General features: G+C 38.0%; 14 protein-coding genes. 9 read left to right on the forward strand and 5 right to left on the reverse strand.

Annotation, left to right across the window (positions count from 1 at the left end):
- Positions 1–97 precede the first annotated feature (97 nt).
- The 4 genes from mnmL to BQ5341_RS01245 all read right to left on the reverse strand — a co-directional run bounded on the left by mnmL (position 98) and on the right by BQ5341_RS01245 (position 3612).
- Positions 98–1051, reverse strand: coding sequence for a tRNA modification radical SAM protein MnmL/YtqA (mnmL, locus tag BQ5341_RS01230; RefSeq protein WP_071130244.1), 954 nt, complete (start codon positions 1049–1051; stop codon positions 98–100).
- On the reverse strand, positions 1048–1713 hold the full coding sequence (locus BQ5341_RS01235) for a phosphatase PAP2 family protein (protein WP_071130245.1): 666 nt from the start codon (positions 1711–1713) through the stop codon (positions 1048–1050). The genes mnmL and BQ5341_RS01235 overlap by 4 nt, the downstream gene beginning before the upstream one ends.
- Before the next feature lie 76 nt (positions 1714–1789).
- The gene (locus BQ5341_RS01240) at positions 1790–2911 is read right to left on the reverse strand and encodes a DUF4097 family beta strand repeat-containing protein (RefSeq protein ID WP_071130246.1); all 1122 of its coding nucleotides are present in this window, start codon (positions 2909–2911) and stop codon (positions 1790–1792) included.
- Positions 2908–3612 carry a DUF1700 domain-containing protein gene (locus tag BQ5341_RS01245; RefSeq protein ID WP_071130247.1) on the reverse strand — a complete coding sequence of 235 codons (705 nt, stop codon included), beginning with the start codon at positions 3610–3612 and terminating at the stop codon, positions 2908–2910. The genes BQ5341_RS01240 and BQ5341_RS01245 overlap by 4 nt, the downstream gene beginning before the upstream one ends.
- Positions 3613–3983: 371 nt before the next feature.
- Here BQ5341_RS01245 and BQ5341_RS01250 point away from each other — a divergent pair, with 371 nt between their 5' ends.
- Positions 3984–5459 carry a LysM peptidoglycan-binding domain-containing protein gene (locus BQ5341_RS01250; RefSeq protein WP_071130248.1) on the forward strand — a complete coding sequence of 492 codons (1476 nt, stop codon included), beginning with the start codon at positions 3984–3986 and terminating at the stop codon, positions 5457–5459.
- Positions 5460–5664: 205 nt separating this feature from the next.
- Here the strand turns inward: BQ5341_RS01250 and BQ5341_RS01255 are convergent, their stop codons facing one another.
- A complete protein-coding gene (locus BQ5341_RS01255) occupies positions 5665–6975 on the reverse strand; it encodes an IS1380 family transposase (RefSeq protein WP_071130199.1) in 1311 nt (436 codons plus the stop codon).
- 309 nt (positions 6976–7284) lie between these two features.
- Between BQ5341_RS01255 and BQ5341_RS01260 the strand changes: the two genes are divergently transcribed.
- From BQ5341_RS01260 to BQ5341_RS01295, 8 genes are all read left to right on the forward strand, one after another.
- Positions 7285–8943 carry an alpha-glucosidase gene (locus tag BQ5341_RS01260; RefSeq protein WP_071130249.1) on the forward strand — a complete coding sequence of 553 codons (1659 nt, stop codon included), beginning with the start codon at positions 7285–7287 and terminating at the stop codon, positions 8941–8943.
- Between the two features lie 39 nt (positions 8944–8982).
- On the forward strand, positions 8983–10587 hold the full coding sequence (locus BQ5341_RS01265; RefSeq protein ID WP_071130250.1) for a glycoside hydrolase family 13 protein: 1605 nt from the start codon (positions 8983–8985) through the stop codon (positions 10585–10587).
- Between the two features lie 12 nt (positions 10588–10599).
- Positions 10600–11547: a LacI family DNA-binding transcriptional regulator gene (locus tag BQ5341_RS01270; RefSeq protein ID WP_071130251.1), complete on the forward strand. Its 948-nt coding sequence runs from the start codon at positions 10600–10602 to the stop codon at positions 11545–11547.
- Positions 11548–11694: 147 nt separating this feature from the next.
- The gene (locus BQ5341_RS01275; protein ID WP_071130252.1) at positions 11695–13449 is read left to right on the forward strand and encodes a glycoside hydrolase family 13 protein; all 1755 of its coding nucleotides are present in this window, start codon (positions 11695–11697) and stop codon (positions 13447–13449) included.
- Positions 13450–13557: 108 nt separating this feature from the next.
- Positions 13558–14826, forward strand: coding sequence for an extracellular solute-binding protein (locus BQ5341_RS01280; RefSeq protein ID WP_071130253.1), 1269 nt, complete (start codon positions 13558–13560; stop codon positions 14824–14826).
- Between the two features lie 63 nt (positions 14827–14889).
- Positions 14890–16182 (forward strand): sugar ABC transporter permease, encoded by a 1293-nt coding sequence (locus tag BQ5341_RS01285; protein ID WP_268873192.1) that lies wholly within the window; start codon positions 14890–14892, stop codon positions 16180–16182.
- 3 nt (positions 16183–16185) lie between these two features.
- On the forward strand, positions 16186–17037 hold the full coding sequence (locus BQ5341_RS01290; protein WP_071130254.1) for a sugar ABC transporter permease: 852 nt from the start codon (positions 16186–16188) through the stop codon (positions 17035–17037).
- A gap of 6 nt (positions 17038–17043) precedes the next feature.
- Positions 17044–17865: a hypothetical protein gene (locus tag BQ5341_RS01295; RefSeq protein ID WP_071130255.1), complete on the forward strand. Its 822-nt coding sequence runs from the start codon at positions 17044–17046 to the stop codon at positions 17863–17865.
- The last annotated feature ends 4 nt before the right edge of the window (positions 17866–17869 follow it).

Here is a 17869-nt window from a genome sequence, read left to right on the forward strand (position 1 = left end):
AATAAATGCTCAAAATTTTCGCAAAAAAAATGTCGACAGTTAAGCGACATTTTTGAAGCATGTTATTGAGCTAATTTAAAAAATTTTTTGACTGTTTTTAAGCGGTGGTGCGGACGTTTTTAGTACCTTGAAAAGTTTTACGTTGAGCCATTTCTTGATCAATCGCATTTAACACTTCCCATTTTTTTAGCGACCAAGTAGGACCAATTAAATTTTCCCGCGGCGCATCGCCAGTAAGACGATGAATGGTAATTTCAGGAGGAATCATTTCTAACTGATTACAAATTAGTTGGACGTATTGATCTTGAGTCATGAGTTTTAAGCGACCTTCGCGATAATCTTTCACCATGCGAGTTTTGGTCATTAAATGCAAAAGGTGCAATTTAACGCCTTGAATATCAGAATCAAGGACCATGCGCCGAACATTTTCTTCCATCATAGGAATCGTTTCGCCAGGTAATCCATTAATTAAATGCACGCAGACGCGAATATTTTTAGCGCGTAATTTTTCAACGGCGGTTAAAAAAGTTTGATAATCATGGGCGCGATTAATCGTATCGCTAGTGGATTGAAAAGTAGTTTGTAAGCCCAGTTCCACCCATAAATATAACCGCTCGTTGAGTTCGGCTAAATAGTCAATCGTTTCATCAGGCAGGCAATCGGGTCGGGTGCCAATGGAAAGACCAACCACGCCAGGTAAATTGACCACTTGCTCATAACGTTGTCTTAAAACTTCAACGGGTGCATGAGTGTTAGTAAAATTTTGGAAATAAACAATATATTTTTTTGTGTCGGACCATTTGTGGTGCAAAAATTCAACTTCTGTTTCAAATTGTTGGGCAAAAGGCGCGCTAGGAGCCATAATAAAATCGCCAGAACCGGAGACGCTGCAAAAAGTACAACCGCCAGTTGCTACCGTACCGTCGCGATTTGGGCAATCAAAGCCGCCGTCAATGGGCACTTTGAAAGTTTTTTCGCCAAACACGTGACGCAATTCATAATTCCAAGTGTGATATCGTTTGGTGGGGTCATCGCTATAAGGGAAATTCATCGTTTCATCTTCTTTTTCAAAGGATTTTTAAAACGTTCAATAAAGGCGTAACGATAGTAAAGAGGATACGTTGCACAAAGCCAAGTCGCGCCAAAGAGGTAGCCGCCGATAATGTCACTTGGATAATGGACGCCTAAATAAATTCGCGAAAGACCGATTAATAAAATCACCACGCCAAAAAATATTTGCAAAGTACGTTGTAAATAGTGATTACTAGAAATTTTTGGCGCTAAAATAGCTAAGGTGCCAAATAAAAGGAGCGATCCGGTGGCATGGCCCGAGGGAAAACTGAGGGAAGTTTCAGTCACTAGATGGACTAAATCTGGCCGTGGTCGTTGGTAGACGAGTTTTAATAAATGATTAACGAGTCCCGCGCCAACAACAATGTTAAAGCCTAACCATAAAGTAGCGATATATTCTTTTTGTAAAAGGAAAAAAAGCATAAAAGCCGCCGTGATAATCGAAAGTGGGACCGGATTAGCAAATTGCGTAATCCATTTGAAAAAAGTTGTGACTGCATCAGGCAGCTGGCCGCGAATAAAATTTTGCACGGGTTGATCGAAAAATAGCCACTCGTCGTAAAATTTCACCAAGTAACCGAGAAAAACAAAAATCAAAGCTAAAGTAGACGCGGTGGAAAAATATTTTTGAGAATTTTTCATAAAAGTCCTTTCTGAAACTAACTGTAGTCATTATAACAAAAAAAGCGCCAGTCAGAAATGACCGACGCTGTTTATTTTATTCGTTGGAGCTTTCAGTTATTGCAGAAGATTGAGATTGGTTTTCATCAACACTTTCTTGAACAGTGTTTTCATCATCATCGTAGTCTTCATGGTAATCATCATCGTTAGCTTCATCATAATCATCATCAAAAGCTTCGTCATAGTAACCTCCGTAACTGTCTAAATTAATATCGCCAAGGGTAGTGTTTAGTTGCCAGAGATATTTTGTTTCGCTATTGCCAAATTCTTTCTGGTCGAACAAACTAATTTGGCCAGCGTCACTTTTTGCGACGATTTTAGTTTCGGTAGGTTTTTCATTAAAGTTACCATAAATGCTACCATGGGTCACAGTCAAATCTAAGTTGCCCATAATCCCATCAGAAAGATTTACACCCACTGATTGACCGTCTAAAGAAAATTCGCCGGTATAGTTCCCTAAAGTGATATCGCCTTTTGTTAGGGTAGTGGCAATTTTTTTGGTGGAGACATTTTGCAAATTCAAATTTAAATTGTCTCCAGTAACTGTTCCTTGATCAACTTTGACAGAAGACAATTCTAAAAATCCAGATTTGGCATTGGCATTTAGAGATTTAATGACAGAATTTTGCAGGGAAACGTTTGACTCATCGCCACTAGTAGAAAATTCATCCACAGTCAGGTTATAAAGATTAATCACTTCATTGTAAGAGGAAACGTCTAAACTTTCTAAACTCAGATCAGAAACGTAACCATTTGAACCAATTAAATGTAAATGTTTAACGGATGCTGGAATTTCAATAGTAAATTCTTGTTGTTGTATGACTCCGTCATTGATAGTGTTTAATGCTTTCTCAGCGGTGTCGTTGGTGGCAGTAGCAACTGTCAGTTGGTCATTTTTTAAATCAGCAGAAAGCGTCGTTTGACCAAGATCTAAATAACTGGCGCTAACTTTCACTTCATCGCTACTGCCAGCGACTAATTGGTAATAAAATTTCGTATTAACATCAATGGTTAAAGTATCGCTCTTTAAAGGAAATGATTCCGCATAAACGGTCGTTACGTCTTCTTTAGCGCCGGTAAAAGTGAAAGCCGCAATAAGTGCACCAACGACAATAAAAATCATACTAACGATTAGTAAGGCTAAACTTGATTTTTTCATTTGGCACCTCTCATAACTCGGCGATTAAAAGCCCAGTAGTTGCGGTTGGCTTGCGTTAAAAATTTGGTCACTGCTTGTCCAACTAAGAGGCCCAGTAAACCTAAACCAAATAATCCTATACAAATGCCAAGTTGGAAAAGGGCAACGGACATGGAAGAGACGGTGAAAAATAAAAATATACCAATAAGTGGGGCTGAAAGTAGACAAGTCACTATTAACCATGCGCCAACTAGAAGTAAAAAGACGCTAATGACTACCCAAATCATCACAAAAAGATTAAATAAGACTAAGCATAATTTAACTAAAAAATTGCTGGATTGACGAGATGTATTTTGTCGGCAATAATTTTGAGATTCTTGGTCATCTTCTTGAACGTCTTCTTGATAAGGATTTTCTTCAGCGTGACCAGAAGTGTAATCATGTTTATCAAAACGTGGTCCCTGATAATCGCGGGGGGAGAATTCTTGCCACCCATTGCGATAGATTTTTTTCTCCTCAAAAGAAAGATTGAAGCTAGAAAGAATTTCAGTGGCGATGTCTTTTGGTTTCCCTAAATTTTTTGCTATTAATTCCTCAGCTTGTCCGGTAGCTTTTCCTTCTTGAAAAAGTTGGGCATAGGAGGCTAAAATTTCATCTTTTTTTTCTGGCGCAAGAGGTTTTAAATAAATCGCCAGTTCCGTTAAAAAATGTTCTTCATTCATGGGCGGACTCCTTTTTTATTTTGTATCTTCACTATAGGAAGAAATTCAGCAAAAAACAAGAGGTTTTAGCGAAAATCAGTCTAAGGTAAAGCGCGCTCTCCGCCTTAAGACTGAGAAAAAATTCGCAAAAAAAGCGAACAAAAATCATTTGTCACCAATTTGTAATATGAATGGTCATTTTAAGATAACAGGCTATTTAAAAAAATGGCGTTGAAACAAGGTGTAATCGTCGAAAAAAAACAAGTGATTTACCAATGTTACAGGCAGTTTAAATCGTGCTTGTTCCCCTCTAGTCTTGCTTTAATAAATGGCGGATTCGGGCTATAATTGTATTAGTTAAGAAAAGTTTAAATTCAGAAAGTGAGAAGCGTATGAATCGTTTAGATATCCCTCGAAAATATTCACGGCGTCAGCTGCAACAAAAAAATAAGCGCGCCCAGCTTAAAAAAAATATTGCGCTAACTAGTTCGACATTGGCTTTAGCAGGGGTTTGTTTACCGCTAGCTAATGTTACTCAAGTTTCCGCCGATTCCATTGCACCAGCTGCTAGTTTTTCTGCCAATAATCAACAAGCCTTCATCGAGATGGTGGCAAGTTACGCGGCGAAATGTGCCAATCAAAATGATTTGTACGCTTCGATTATGATTGCCCAATCGATCTTAGAAAGTGGTTGGGGAACAAGCCAACTTGCCTCTAGTCCGAACTTTAATTTATTTGGCATTAAAGGAAGTTATCAAGGGCAAACAGTTTATATGAATACCCAAGAGTGGATCAATGGTCAGTATGTGACTAAATATGAACCATTTAGAAAATATCCATCTTATTACGAAAGTTTCCAAGATAATGCCAACGTGTTAAAAACGACGCGCTTTGGTAGCGGCCCTTATTTTTATGCTGGCGCTTGGAAAAGTAATACGAATAATTATCAAGAGGCGACGCTTTTTCTTACTGGGCGTTACGCCACTGATCCAAGTTATAATGTAAAATTAAATAATTTAATTGTCCGTTATAATTTAACTCAATATGATACGCCAAGTACAAATCCTGGGGGCAATACAAACCCAGGAAACGGTGGTGGTTCAAGTAGTAGCCAAACACCCATTTATTATACAGTGAAATCGGGCGACGGCTTGTGGCGGATTGCTCAAAATCATGGCGTGACCATTGCGCAATTACAACAATGGAATCATTTAACGAGCGAAATGATTCATCCAAATCAAAGATTAATTGTCGGCTATCAAGCGATCAGTAATCCAGAAACTAGCACCCCAGAAACAAATGTCCCTGAACAAGGCGGTAATGCGACTTCGCAAAATTATACTGTAGTTCGCGGCGATTCGTTATGGGCGATTGCACAAAAATTTGGCACGAGCATTAATCAAATTAAAACTTGGAATAATTTATCTAGCGATATGATTCATCCAGGCGATGTTCTTATTGTAGGTCAAAGTGCAGGTTCAACGACGCCAAATCCATCTACGCCAGCACCATCGACACCAAATCCTTCGACACCATCGACGCCAGCACCAAGTCAAACGACTTACACAGTCAAAGCTGGCGATGGCTTATGGCGGATTGCTCAAAATCATGGTGTGTCCGTAGCTCAGTTGAAACAATGGAATCATTTATCTAGTGATATGATTCATCCAGGCGATGTTCTGGTGGTTAGCCAAAGCGCTGGTTCAACGACGCCAACTCCAACGCCAAGTGCTACTTATAGCGTAAAATCTGGCGATACACTTTGGGCCATTGCGCAAAAAGCTGGAATTTCAGTGGATCAACTAAAAAGTTTAAATCAATTAACAACTAATACGATTTATGTCAATCAAGTTCTAAAATTAAGCTAACCTGAATAATTCATAGCCTTAATTTTTTTGAATAGTTATTTAAAAAAAACGGACGTTTCTTTAAACGTTCTCTCTATTTCTAACAAAATTTAATTTTTTGTTCTACTTTTCTTGGCTATTGCTATTAAAGTGAAAGTCAATTCAGTTTTTTGGCAGACTCCACCCCTTTGATTTTTCATCCTTTTTTTCTAAGGTTAGGAAGGATTTATTGGCACCGCCTTAGGCGCCTGAAAATTGCATAGAATTCGTTTTGTTGCACATGATAGCTTGATAATTTAAGGTATATTTTTCTGGCTGTTTGAACAAGTTTTCCAGCAATTTTAAGAAAATGTAAACGAATCGTCTGGATAGTCATTCCTTGGTCTATTTTTTTGAATGCAATCGTTTTTAAAAAATTAACAAGGTTGTAAGCAAGAACGCTTATCATCATTCTCGTATGATTTTCTACAAAACGTGGACTATCTGTCTTGTCAAAAAAGAAACCCGTTTTGGCTTCTTTGATAAAATTTTCCATCGTTCCGCGTTTTTCATAAAGAGAGAAGACAACTTTAGGTGAGACATTTTCGGATAAATTGGTCACAATAAATGCGTGATGAAAGAGAAGTTCACCACTCTCGCGAACCGATCGTATGCAGACACGACGAGGTTTTGACCAAGATTGTGCTTGGTAAAAGGAAGAAAAATAATATACCTCTTGTTCATCCCATTTTTGATTGTCATCGTATTGAACAAATTGTTCTGCCAACTGGCTTAACTTGTTATTATTTTTCAATCGAATGACGTAGTGACTGTTGGTATTCTCGCAAGGTTCATACACCTCTGGTGTTGCAAACCCACTATCACCACGTACGAGTATATCTGTAGTAGGTAATGCTTCAATATAATGAGATAGCAATGGTTCAATGAACGCTTTTATTCCTTTCGAGGTGTATTGATTTCCTGGACGTAGTTCTGCTTTTAAAAAGTCACCAGTTAGTCCATCAAAGGCAACTAGCGGATGATATCCATAGGTTTGATAATGTGCATTGTAATTTGTTTGTTCTTGACGTCCAAATGTATCGGAGTGAGTGGAATCAATGTCAATCACTAATTCGGTGTTATTGCGAATCAAACGTACTTGATCTACCAATGCTTGATTTAACGCTTGCAATTGATGAATATTTTTCTCCATAAAACGATCAAAAAAACGAGAAAGTGAAGATTGAGAGGCTAGTTGCTTCTTACCTAAAATGGCTTGAAATACAGGGTCTTGTCTTAAAATATTCGCTGAAGAATCAGCCGAATAACCACTAATCAATTGCAAGATAAGTTGTTCCAATATTTCCACGTTATCATGTGTATAATAATTGCGCTTGTCCTCTATGTGAAGGAAATGCTTTGCTAGTTTTGAAAATTGAAGAGTATCCATTAACTCCTTCATTAGAACTAACCCTGAATCACTGGATAAGCAGCCACCTGTGTGTGAAATTATCATCGTTGAATTGAATTTCATTTGATTGTCATGTAAACTAGTCATTAGAAGAACTCCTTTCTTTTGGTTGGTTTAAGCACCTTTACCATAACAGAACGGAGTTCTTTTTTCATCACCTAATGGGTGAAAATGAAAAATGAGTGTTTTGATTATTGTTAAGCGATTTGTGAGCATTCGAATAGAATGTATGAATTATTCAGGGCTAAATAAAAATTTTAAAAAAGATCGCAAAATTTAATTTTGCAGTCTTTTTTGTTTACGGTAACAGGCTGATTTTTCGCGCTTTTACTTGTAAATTTTTTTAAGTTTAGTAAAATTAAAGATAGTGACAGCACTTACAGGGAGGCTGATTTTTTGAAGGAAACAAAATGGTGGCAACAAGCGGTAGGATATCAAATTTATCCTCGTAGCTTTAATGATAGTAATAATGATGGAATTGGTGATTTGCCAGGGATTATGGAAAAAATTCCTTATTTGAAAAAACTTGGTGTGGATTTTTTGTGGCTAAATCCGATTTTTGTTTCGCCAAATGTGGATAATGGTTATGACATTTCAGATTATCAAGGAATTGCTCCGGAATTTGGCACGATGGAAGACTTTGACAAGCTCCTAGATCAGGCGCATCAAGCGGACTTAAAAATTATTATGGATCTGGTGGTTAATCATACGTCTGATCAACATCCTTGGTTTTTGCAAGCCAAATTAAGTCGCGACAATCCGTATCATGATTATTACATTTGGCACGACGGGAAAAAGGACACGCCGCCTAACGATTGGCCGTCGATTTTTGGGGGCTCAGTTTGGGAATATAATGAAGAATGCGGCCAGTATTATTTTCATACTTTTGCCAAAGAGCAGCCTGATCTCAATTGGGATAGTCCTAAGTTGCGGCAAGATATTTTGGAGATGATTACTTGGTGGCTAGATAAAGGAATTGATGGGTATCGAGTCGATGCGATTTCTCATTTGAAAAAAGCAGATTTTACTTTGCCGCAAGGAAACGATAACGCCCGACCCTTCGCCCATTTTCAAAATGTGGCCGGCATTGAAGATTACTTAAATGAATTGAAAAATGTTTTTGCTAAATATGATTTGCTAACAGTCGGTGAAGCGTCCGGAGTTTCTGCGGGACAAGCGCCAAGTTGGGTGGGGCCAGATGGTTATTTTAAAATGATTTTTGAATTTGACCATATCAATCTTTGGCAAAAAACGGAGCAAAAAATAAATATCCCGGGATTTAAAAAAGCTTTAAGCACTTGGCAAAATGGGTTAAGTCACGGTCAAGGTTGGAATGCCCTTTATATGGAAAATCATGATGTGCCTCGCTCGATTTCTCTTTTTGATGTGCCAGAGGATTTAGAAGTGACTGCCGGCAAAGCGATTGCCATGATGTATTTTTGTTTGCAAGGGACGCCGTTTATTTATCAAGGGCAAGAATTAGGGATGACCAATTTTCCTTTTACTAAAATTGAACAAATTGAAACGCAAAATTCCCACTATCAATATCAAGAATTGTTGGCCCAAGGATTAACAAAAAAAGAAGCGATGGTGGTGATTCAAAGTACCACTAGAGACAACGCCCGGACGCCGATGCAATGGGACGACAGTAAAAATGCCGGCTTTTCTGAAGTTAACTCGCGCCTGGCAGTTAATCCTAATTATAAAAAAATTAATGCCACAGCTCAAATAGATCAGCCAGACTCACTTTTTTCTTTTTATCAAAAGTTGATTCAGCTAAGAAAAAATCATCCGGTCTTAATTACTGGCGAATTTTTAGAACTCTTACCAGACCATCAGCAGATGTTTGTTTATAAGCGGCTAGGGGAAACAAAAGAATTCGCCGACTTTTTAGTGTTAGTGAATTTAACAGATGAAGTCGCCCGATTTAATTTGCCGGAACAAAAAGAGGCTCAGTTGATTTTAAGTAATTACACAGTGGAAAATTCATTAACGAATTCAGAAATTTTTCAACCATTTGAAGCGCGACTTTATCAAGTGGCTAGCGAAAAATAAATTTGAGATATGCTATACTTTTTTAAAGGGGGAATTTTTATGAAACATTGGTGGCAAGATGCGGTCGTTTACCAAGTGTACCCGCGAAGTTTTCAAGATAGTAATCACGATGGCATTGGCGATATTCCCGGAATTATCGAGCGCCTGCCTTATTTAGAAAAATTAGGGATTGACGCCATTTGGTTGTCGCCTGTTTATGCTTCACCTAATGACGACAATGGCTATGATATTTCCGATTATCAAGACATTATGCCCGAATTTGGGACGATGGCTGATATGGATCAATTGTTAAAAAAATCTTCTGAACATCAAATTAAAATTATTATGGATCTGGTGGTGAATCATACTTCTGATGAGCATCATTGGTTTCAAGAAGCGAAGAAAAGTCGCGATAATCCTTACCGTAATTATTATATTTGGCACGATGCTGTCAATGGACAAGCGCCTAATGATTTACTTTCGACATTTGGCGGATCGGCGTGGACTTTTGATGAAGCAACGCAACAATATTATTTGCATTTATTTTCCAAAAAACAACCTGATTTAAATTGGGAAAATCCAAAAGTCCGGCAAGAAATTTATCAAATGATGAATTTTTGGTTAGCAAAAGGCGTCGGTGGGTTTCGGATGGATGTGATTGATTTAATTGGCAAAGAACCGCTGAAGAAAATCACCGGCAATGGTCCGCATTTGCATGAGTATTTACAAGAGATGAATCAAGCGACGTTTGGTCATTCCGAGGTGTTAACTGTGGGTGAAACTTGGGGGGCAACGCCTGAAATTGCCAAATTATATTCCAATCCTGCTGGAGAAGAATTATCGATGGTCTTTCAATTTGAAACAGAAGACGTCGATCGCGTTTTCGGTGATAAATGGGAAATCGCTCCGGTGGACTTTGCCAAACTAAAAAATATTTTAGCCAAATGGCAAACCCAATTAGGCGATGAAGGTTGGAATTCATTATTTTGGAGCAATCATGATTTGCCACGGGTCATTTCCCGCTTCGGTTCAGAAAAATTCCGAGAAAAATCCGGCCAAGCACTAGCGACTGTTTTGCATTTTTTAAAAGGAACGCCTTATATTTATCAAGGAGAAGAGATTGGAATGGTCAATCGCAAAATGACTAGCCTCGAAGAAATTTCTGATATTGAAGCTAGAAATATGGCGGTAGATTATGCCAAACGCGGTTGGAGTCAAGAAAAAATTATCACCGCTCTTAATACTAAAGGGCGAGATACCGCGCGCTCACCAATGCAGTGGGATGAGAGTCTTCATGCTGGTTTTTCTGATGCCACGCCTTGGCTTTCCATTACTCAAGATTATCAAAAGGTGAATGTTAAAAAAGCACTAGAAAATCCGCAGTCGATTTTTTATACGTATCAAAAACTAATTGCTTTGCGGAAAAAATATCCGGTGATTGTAAGCGGAGATTTTAAATTAATTGAAACCATTCCTGAAATTTTTGCTTACTGGCGGACAAATGAGCAAGAAAAAATTTTAGTAGTAGCCAATCTTTCAGAAAATGTCCAAACATTTCAGTTGCCAAAAGAAATACAAGCAGCAGATTTATTAATTTCCAACACCGAAAACATCACCAATCAATTGCAGCCCTATGATGCATTTGCTTATTTGATTCATTTGTAAAGGGGGAATTTTATGGCTACCTTGGCTGATGTTGCTAAGCGCGCTAATGTTTCGAAGATGACTGTCAGTCGGGTGATAAACCATCCCGAGCAAGTGACGGTGGAATTAAAAGAATTGGTTTTTGCGGCCATGAAAGAATTAAATTATCAGCCAAATATTGCAGCCAAAGCTTTGGTCAACAATCGTTCACAAATTATCAAGTTATTAATTTTAGAAGAAATTGATGTGACGGAGCCTTACTATGTTTATTTGTTGATTGGCATTGCCAAAGCAGCCGAAAAAGCCCATTATTCTTTGCAAGTGGTCACCGATCCGCTGGTGGATATCGGCACGTGTGATGGTTATATTATTACCGGCTTTAGGCAGGAAGATTTTGAATGGATTAAGGCGCTGACTAAACCGGTGATTTTATTTGGCGAAAATGAAGAAGGCATTGATTTTGTCGATAGTAATAATAATTATGGAACGGTGATTGCCACCAATCATGCGCTAGAGTGTGGCTATGAACATTTGATTTATATTGGGATTGATGTGCCGGAAGTTTTTGAGCGGTCGCGGGAAAATGGCTACCAAGAAGTGATGGATACGGTGGAAAAACCAAGCAAAATTTTACGATTTGCAAATCGTTCGACTTTAACGGAACATTTTATTAAAGAACATTGGACGGAATTTGCTCCTAATACTTGTTTTATTTGTAGTAGTGATCGGTTGGCTATTGGCGTGGAGCGAGGAATTTTAGCACGCGGTGGTCGAATTCCGGAAGATTTTGGTATTATTGGTTTCGATGGTGTGTTTCTCGATCAAGTTTCTTCACCGAAACTCACCACTTTAAAACAAGCGATTACTAAAATGGGTGAAGTTTGCGGAGAAATGTTAGTTAAAAAAATTGACGAAAATGGCGCTTCACAAGGTTTTCGTCGTTTCTTACCGCAATTAAAAATTCGCCAAACGACAAAATAAATTTTTCTAGAGCAATAGAAAATAAAAATCTTTCGCTTACAAAATAAAATCCTGTTATCGCTAACAAAAAAGCTTTGGTAGAAACCAAGGCTTTTTTTGTTTATGCTTAGGTTAAGAAAATTTTTAAAAAAGAGGAGAGTTAAATCTATGCAAACAGCCGCAATTGAACATCGCCCTGAATCAGAATTCGCTTATTTATACACGAAAGAAAATTTTCGAATTCGTTTAAAGACAGCCAAAGATGATATTAAAGAGGTTCATTTAATCAGCGGGGACCCTTACGACTTTGCCGAAAAATGGTACGAAAAAAAAATTCCAATGAAAAAAACAGTGTCTACTAAATTACATGACTATTGGGAAATTGAAATCACTTCAGAAACCAAGCGAGTGCAATACGGTTTTTATATTAAAGGGGTTGATGGCCTAGAAGTTTTTTATGGCGATCAAGGACTTTATCCATACGCGGAGAAATTTTTAGCTGTGGCCAATTATTATTTCCGTCTGCCATATTTTCACGAAATCGACCGCTTTAAAGCGCCAGCTTGGGTGAAAAATACAGTTTGGTATCAAATTTTTCCTGAGCGTTTTGCCAATGGCGATAAAAGTAATGATCCAAAAGGGACGCTTCCTTGGGGTTCAAAAGATCCTGATCGCGATGATTTTTTTGGTGGCGATCTGCAAGGAATTATCGATCACTTAGATTACTTGGAGGATTTAGGGATTAACGGCCTTTATTTGTGCCCCGTCTTTAAAGCTCATTCCAATCATAAATACGATACGATTGATTATTTAGAAATTGATCCAGATTTTGGCGACAAAGAAACCTTTAAAAAATTAATTGATGCCTGTCACAAACGCGGCATTAAAGTGATGTTAGATGCGGTATTTAATCATACTGGAGACACGTCGCCGCTGTGGCAAGATGTGATTAAAAACGGCGCGGACTCTAAATATGCTTCTTGGTTTCATATTCATGAATTTCCAGTGGACCAATATAAAGAAGTGGGAGTCGAAAAAGCAGAAAATCTAACGTACGATACGTTCGCCTACACACCTCATATGCCAAAATTAAATACTGCTAATCCCGAGGTGCAAAAATATTTATTAAATATTGCTACGTATTGGATTTCCGAATTTGATATTGATGGTTGGCGCTTAGATGTAGCTAACGAGGTGGATCATCATTTCTGGAAAAAATTCAGAGAAGCCGTTCTAGCTGAAAAAGAAGATTTGTATATTTTAGGCGAAATTTGGCACTCTTCTCAACGTTGGTTAGAAGGCGATGAATTTGACGCGGTTATGAATTATGCTTTTACTGATAAAATTAAAGATTATTTCGTCAAACAATTAATTTCTGCTTCCGACATGGTTTCTGGGCTCAATGAAATTCAAATGCTTTACCGCGATCAAGCCAATGAAGTAGCGTTTAATTTATTAGATTCCCACGATACCGCCCGAATTTTAACTTTAATGAAAGAAGATCAAGAACGCGCTAAAACGGCTTTAACTTTTATGTTTTTGCAAACAGGTTCCCCTTGTATTTATTATGGGACTGAAATTGCCATGACTGGAGGCGACGATCCCGATTGCCGTAAATGCATGATTTGGGAAGCGGATAAACAAGATTCAGATATGCTGGACTTTACTAAAAAATTAATTGCGCTAAGAAAAGATTTTGCGGAACTTTTATCCACCGGCCACACCACTTGGGAAATTGACGATCAAAATGATTTTATTAAAATGGAAAAAACAGATGGCACCCAAACAATTACTGCTTATTTTAATGAAGGAAATAAAGAACAAATGATTTCTAAAGGCCATTTGATTTGCCAACAAAATGTTCAAGAGTCAGAAAACGATTTAACAATTGGTACTCATGGCTTTGCGATTTTTATTAAGTAAAAAAAGCTGTTATCGGTAACACACCGAAATCGATTGCAAAATGATTTTCTACAAGGGATAATAATAGAGAAGCAAGCAAATAAAAAATAGTTTCGAGGAGGAACAAACATGAAACAAGGATTATTGAAGAAGATTGGCCTAGGTTTAGTAGGTGTCGGATTAGTTGGGGGATTGGCTGCATGTGGTAGTAGTAACGACAGTGGTTCAGGAGATTCTGCTGAAGAATCTGGCACAAAAACCTTAACAGTTTCTGTTGACCAAGGTTATACCGAATACATTAATTCGATTAAAGATAAATTTGAAGAAGACAATGATGTTGAACTTAAATTAGTCGAAAAAGATATGTTTGATCAATTAGAAGCTCTTGCCCTTGATGGTCCGGCTGGTAAAGGTCCTGATGTAATGATGGCCGCTTACGACCGGATTGGTTCACTTGGTCAACAAGGACATTTAGCAGAAGTTACTTTGGGTAATGAAGCTGACTACGACGATACGGATAAAGCACAAGTAACCATCGATGGAAAAATTTACGGCGAACCTGCTGTTATTGAAACATTAGTTCTTTACTATAATAAAGATTTAATTTCTGAAGCACCGGAAACATTTGCCGACCTTGAAGCTTTGGCTCAAGATCCTCAATATGATTTCACTTCTGAAGCTGGCAAAAATATTGGTTTCTTAGCAAAATGGACTGACTTCTATTATTCTTATGGCTTACTTGCCGGTTACGGTGGTTACGTCTTTGGTGAAGACGGAACAGACGCTACGGATGTTGGTTTAAATACAGCAGGTGCGGTTGAAGGAATTACTTATGCTTCTGATTGGTTCCAAAATGTTTGGCCACAAGGAATGCAAGATGTTACTTCCGCTGGTGATTTTGTAACGACACAATTTAACGATGGCAAAACGGCAGCAATTATTGACGGACCTTGGGCTGCAGCTGGCTATAAAGAAGCTGGCGTCAACTACGGTGTAGCTCCAATTCCAACTTTAGACAATGGCGAAGCTTACCAATCATTTGGTGGTGGTAAAGGTTGGGTCGTTTCTAACTACTCAAAAAATAAAGATGTTGCTCAAAAATTCTTGGATTATGTAACGAACCAAGAAAACCAAGAAGCATTCTTTGAAGCAAGAAATGAAATCCCAGCCAATCAAAAAGCTCGGGAAACAGCAAATGACGGTAGCGATGAATTAACAACAGCCGTTATCGAACAATATGCTAACGCACAACCAGCTCCAAATATTCCAGAAATGGCAGAAGTTTGGACAGGCGCTGAAAACTTAATGTTTGATGCAGCTTCAGGCAACAAAACGCCACAACAATCTGCAGATGATTCAGTCACAATGATTACAGAAGCCATTGAACAAAAATATTAATTTGAAGTAAAGTGGCAGCGGAGAAACTTTCTTCGCTGCTTTTTTTAAAAGGAGGAATCCCTTGTGGAAGGAAGTCAAAAAAACGTCAAGCGCGCCATGTTACTGTCACTGATTCCCGGCCTTGGCCAAATATATAATAAACAACTTTTTAAAGGGCTAGTTTTTTTAGGCATTTTTGTAGCCTTTGTTGTGCAAATGATTGTCTCTGGTGGCCATGCATTAGCCGAACTGGTTCAACTAGGTGCCGTACCAATGGAAGATCATTCGCTCTTTTTATTAATTGGTGGTACGTTGCAATTAATTGTTACGGCGATTTTCTTATTATTTTATGGATTAAATATTTTTGATGCTAAACGAGTTGCCCAACGTTGGAGTCGTGGGGAAAAAGTAAACACAACAATTAAAGAAATTATTTTAAACATTGGCGATGCAGGATTTCCGTATTTGCTAACGATGCCAGCGTATATTTTAATGATCTTTACGATTGTTTTTCCCGTATTAGTAACTTTGTTTATCGCCTTTACTAATTACGATTTTAAACATATTCCACCGGCAAGTTTGATTGACTGGGTGGGCTTTGATAATTTTAAAAACATGTTTTTCTTAAGCTCTTATCGCAGAACATTTGGGGCGGTCTTTGGCTGGACGGTCATTTGGACGTTAGCAGCAACGACTTTACAAATTGTTTTAGGTGTTTTCACCGCCGTTGTGGCGCACCAAAAATTTATTAAATTCCGCCGCGTTTTTGGAATTATTTTCTTACTTCCTTGGGCGGTGCCAGCGTTTATTACGATTATGAGTTTCTCGAATATTTTTAATGATTCCATTGGAGCGATTAATACGCAAGTTATTCCCTTTATAAATAATTTGCCACTAATAGATATTCCATCTATTGCTTGGAAGACCGATCCTAATTGGACGAAAGTAGCGATTATTATGATTCAAGGATGGCTGGGATTTCCTTATATTTACGTAATGGTTACCGGAATTTTGCAAAGTATTTCTGAAGATTTGTATGAAGCGGCCAAAATTGATGGCGCCAATGCGTGGAAAAGATTTTTCAATATCACTTTGCCAGCTATTTTCTTAGTAGCCGCACCAACTTTTGTTACGCAATATACGTTTAACTTCAATAACTTTTCGATGATTTATTTGTTTAATAACGGTGGGCCAGGTTCTGTTGGTGGTGGTGCCGGTTCAACGGATATTTTAATTTCGTGGATTTATAAATTAACTACCGGAACGAGCCCGCAGTATTCCATGGCCTCGGCGGTTACTTTGATCATTTCTATTATTGTTATTTCTATTTCCCTATTGGTCTTTAAAAAGACTAACGCATTTAATTTGGAGGATTAACTAATGAAATCATTAAATTCTTCGGCCAAATTTCGCCGTGGTGTGACCCAGTTTTTCACCTACTTATTTTTAATTGTTTTGTCGATTATTATTATTTATCCATTGCTGATCACCGCATCTACTGCGTTTAAAACTGGAAACGTAGCGGCATTTTCATTGAGTTTTGATGCTGATTGGACTTTGAATAATTTTTCAAGACTTTTCAGTGAAACTTTATATGGTACTTGGTATAAAAATACTTTGATTATTTCTGTCTTGACGATGGTCATTCAAGTAGCAGTAGTTACTTTAGCCGGCTACACATATTCTCGTTATCGTTTTTATGGGCGGAAAACAAGTCTCGTTTTGTTTTTAGTCATTCAAATGGTTCCAACGATGGCGGCACTAACGGCCTTTTATGTGATGGCCTTTTTACTCAATGCGCTAGATCATTATTGGTTTTTAACGGCCATTTATATTGGTGGCGGAATTCCTATGAATACTTGGCTGATGAAAGGATACTTTGATACAGTGCCCATTGATTTAGATGAATCAGCGAAACTAGATGGCGCCGGACATTTCCGGATTTTTGGGCAAATTATTTTGCCACTAGTGAAACCAATGATCGCCGTCCAAGCATTATGGGCGTTTATGGGACCATTTGGCGATTATATGTTGGCGCGCTTCTTACTAAGAACGCCAGAAAATCAGACGGTAGCAGTTGGTTTGCAAACATTTATTACTGATGTTACTAATCAACGCGTTCCTTTGTTTGCCGCTGGGGCAATTTTAATTGCTTTACCAATTTGTATTTTATTTTTCTTCTTACAAAAAAACTTTGTGACCGGACTTACTTCAGGTGGCACGAAAGGATAGACGCAGATGAAAAAACATTTTCCCCTCAATTATTTTTCAGCCTGCTTTCCACCTAAAACAATTTTTGCCAAACGCGGTCAATTAAATTGGCTGCAAAATGTAGTTATCTTAATTTTTTTAGCAGCAGTGATGGTGATTCCAGTAACGCATTTTTACACTAACACGATGAAGCAATTTCCTATGACCAACTTTTTGCCAGAAGCGACTACTTTTTTAAATGATTCAGCAGCTGAAAAAGTTAGCACACTGACAATTAATGACAACGAAATGCTAGAAAGTGATTCGGTAGTTTTTAATCAAGATGACAATGGTGCAATCGGAACGAATTTGGATCAAGAAGTGATGGAAAATGCGCCAAGTACAGTCAGTTTTAATACCGACGACTGGCAAATTACATCAAGTTCTGGCGAAATTATTTACACGATGAAATACATGCCGGACTTTGCTAAAAGTGTGAGTGAAGTACAAACGGCAGACGATTTGAAAAATTTTTTAGAGGCTCAATTTTATCAAAGCAATCGGCCGACGTTGATTTTATCAAATAGTTGGGGTTTAGGATTAGTCATGTTTCTAATGACTTCAGCGATTGTTTTTGGTGGGGGATTTTTCTTGTGGTTGACCCGCAAAAGTAAATTATCCGATATTCATAGTTACAAAGAAAGTGTCAACTTAATGCTCAATATTTTTGGTTTGCCAACGCTTGTCGCTGCAATCATCAGTTTGTTTTCTTTTGATTTTTCGTGGCTAATTGGTGTGCAAACTTTTGGTGGAGTATTCATGCTTCTGGCCGTCTGGGCCCAAACGAAATTCAAGGATAAGAAGGTGTAGAAAC

The organism is Enterococcus timonensis, from assembly GCF_900104595.1.
Classification (GTDB): domain Bacteria; phylum Bacillota; class Bacilli; order Lactobacillales; family Enterococcaceae; genus Enterococcus_J; species Enterococcus_J timonensis.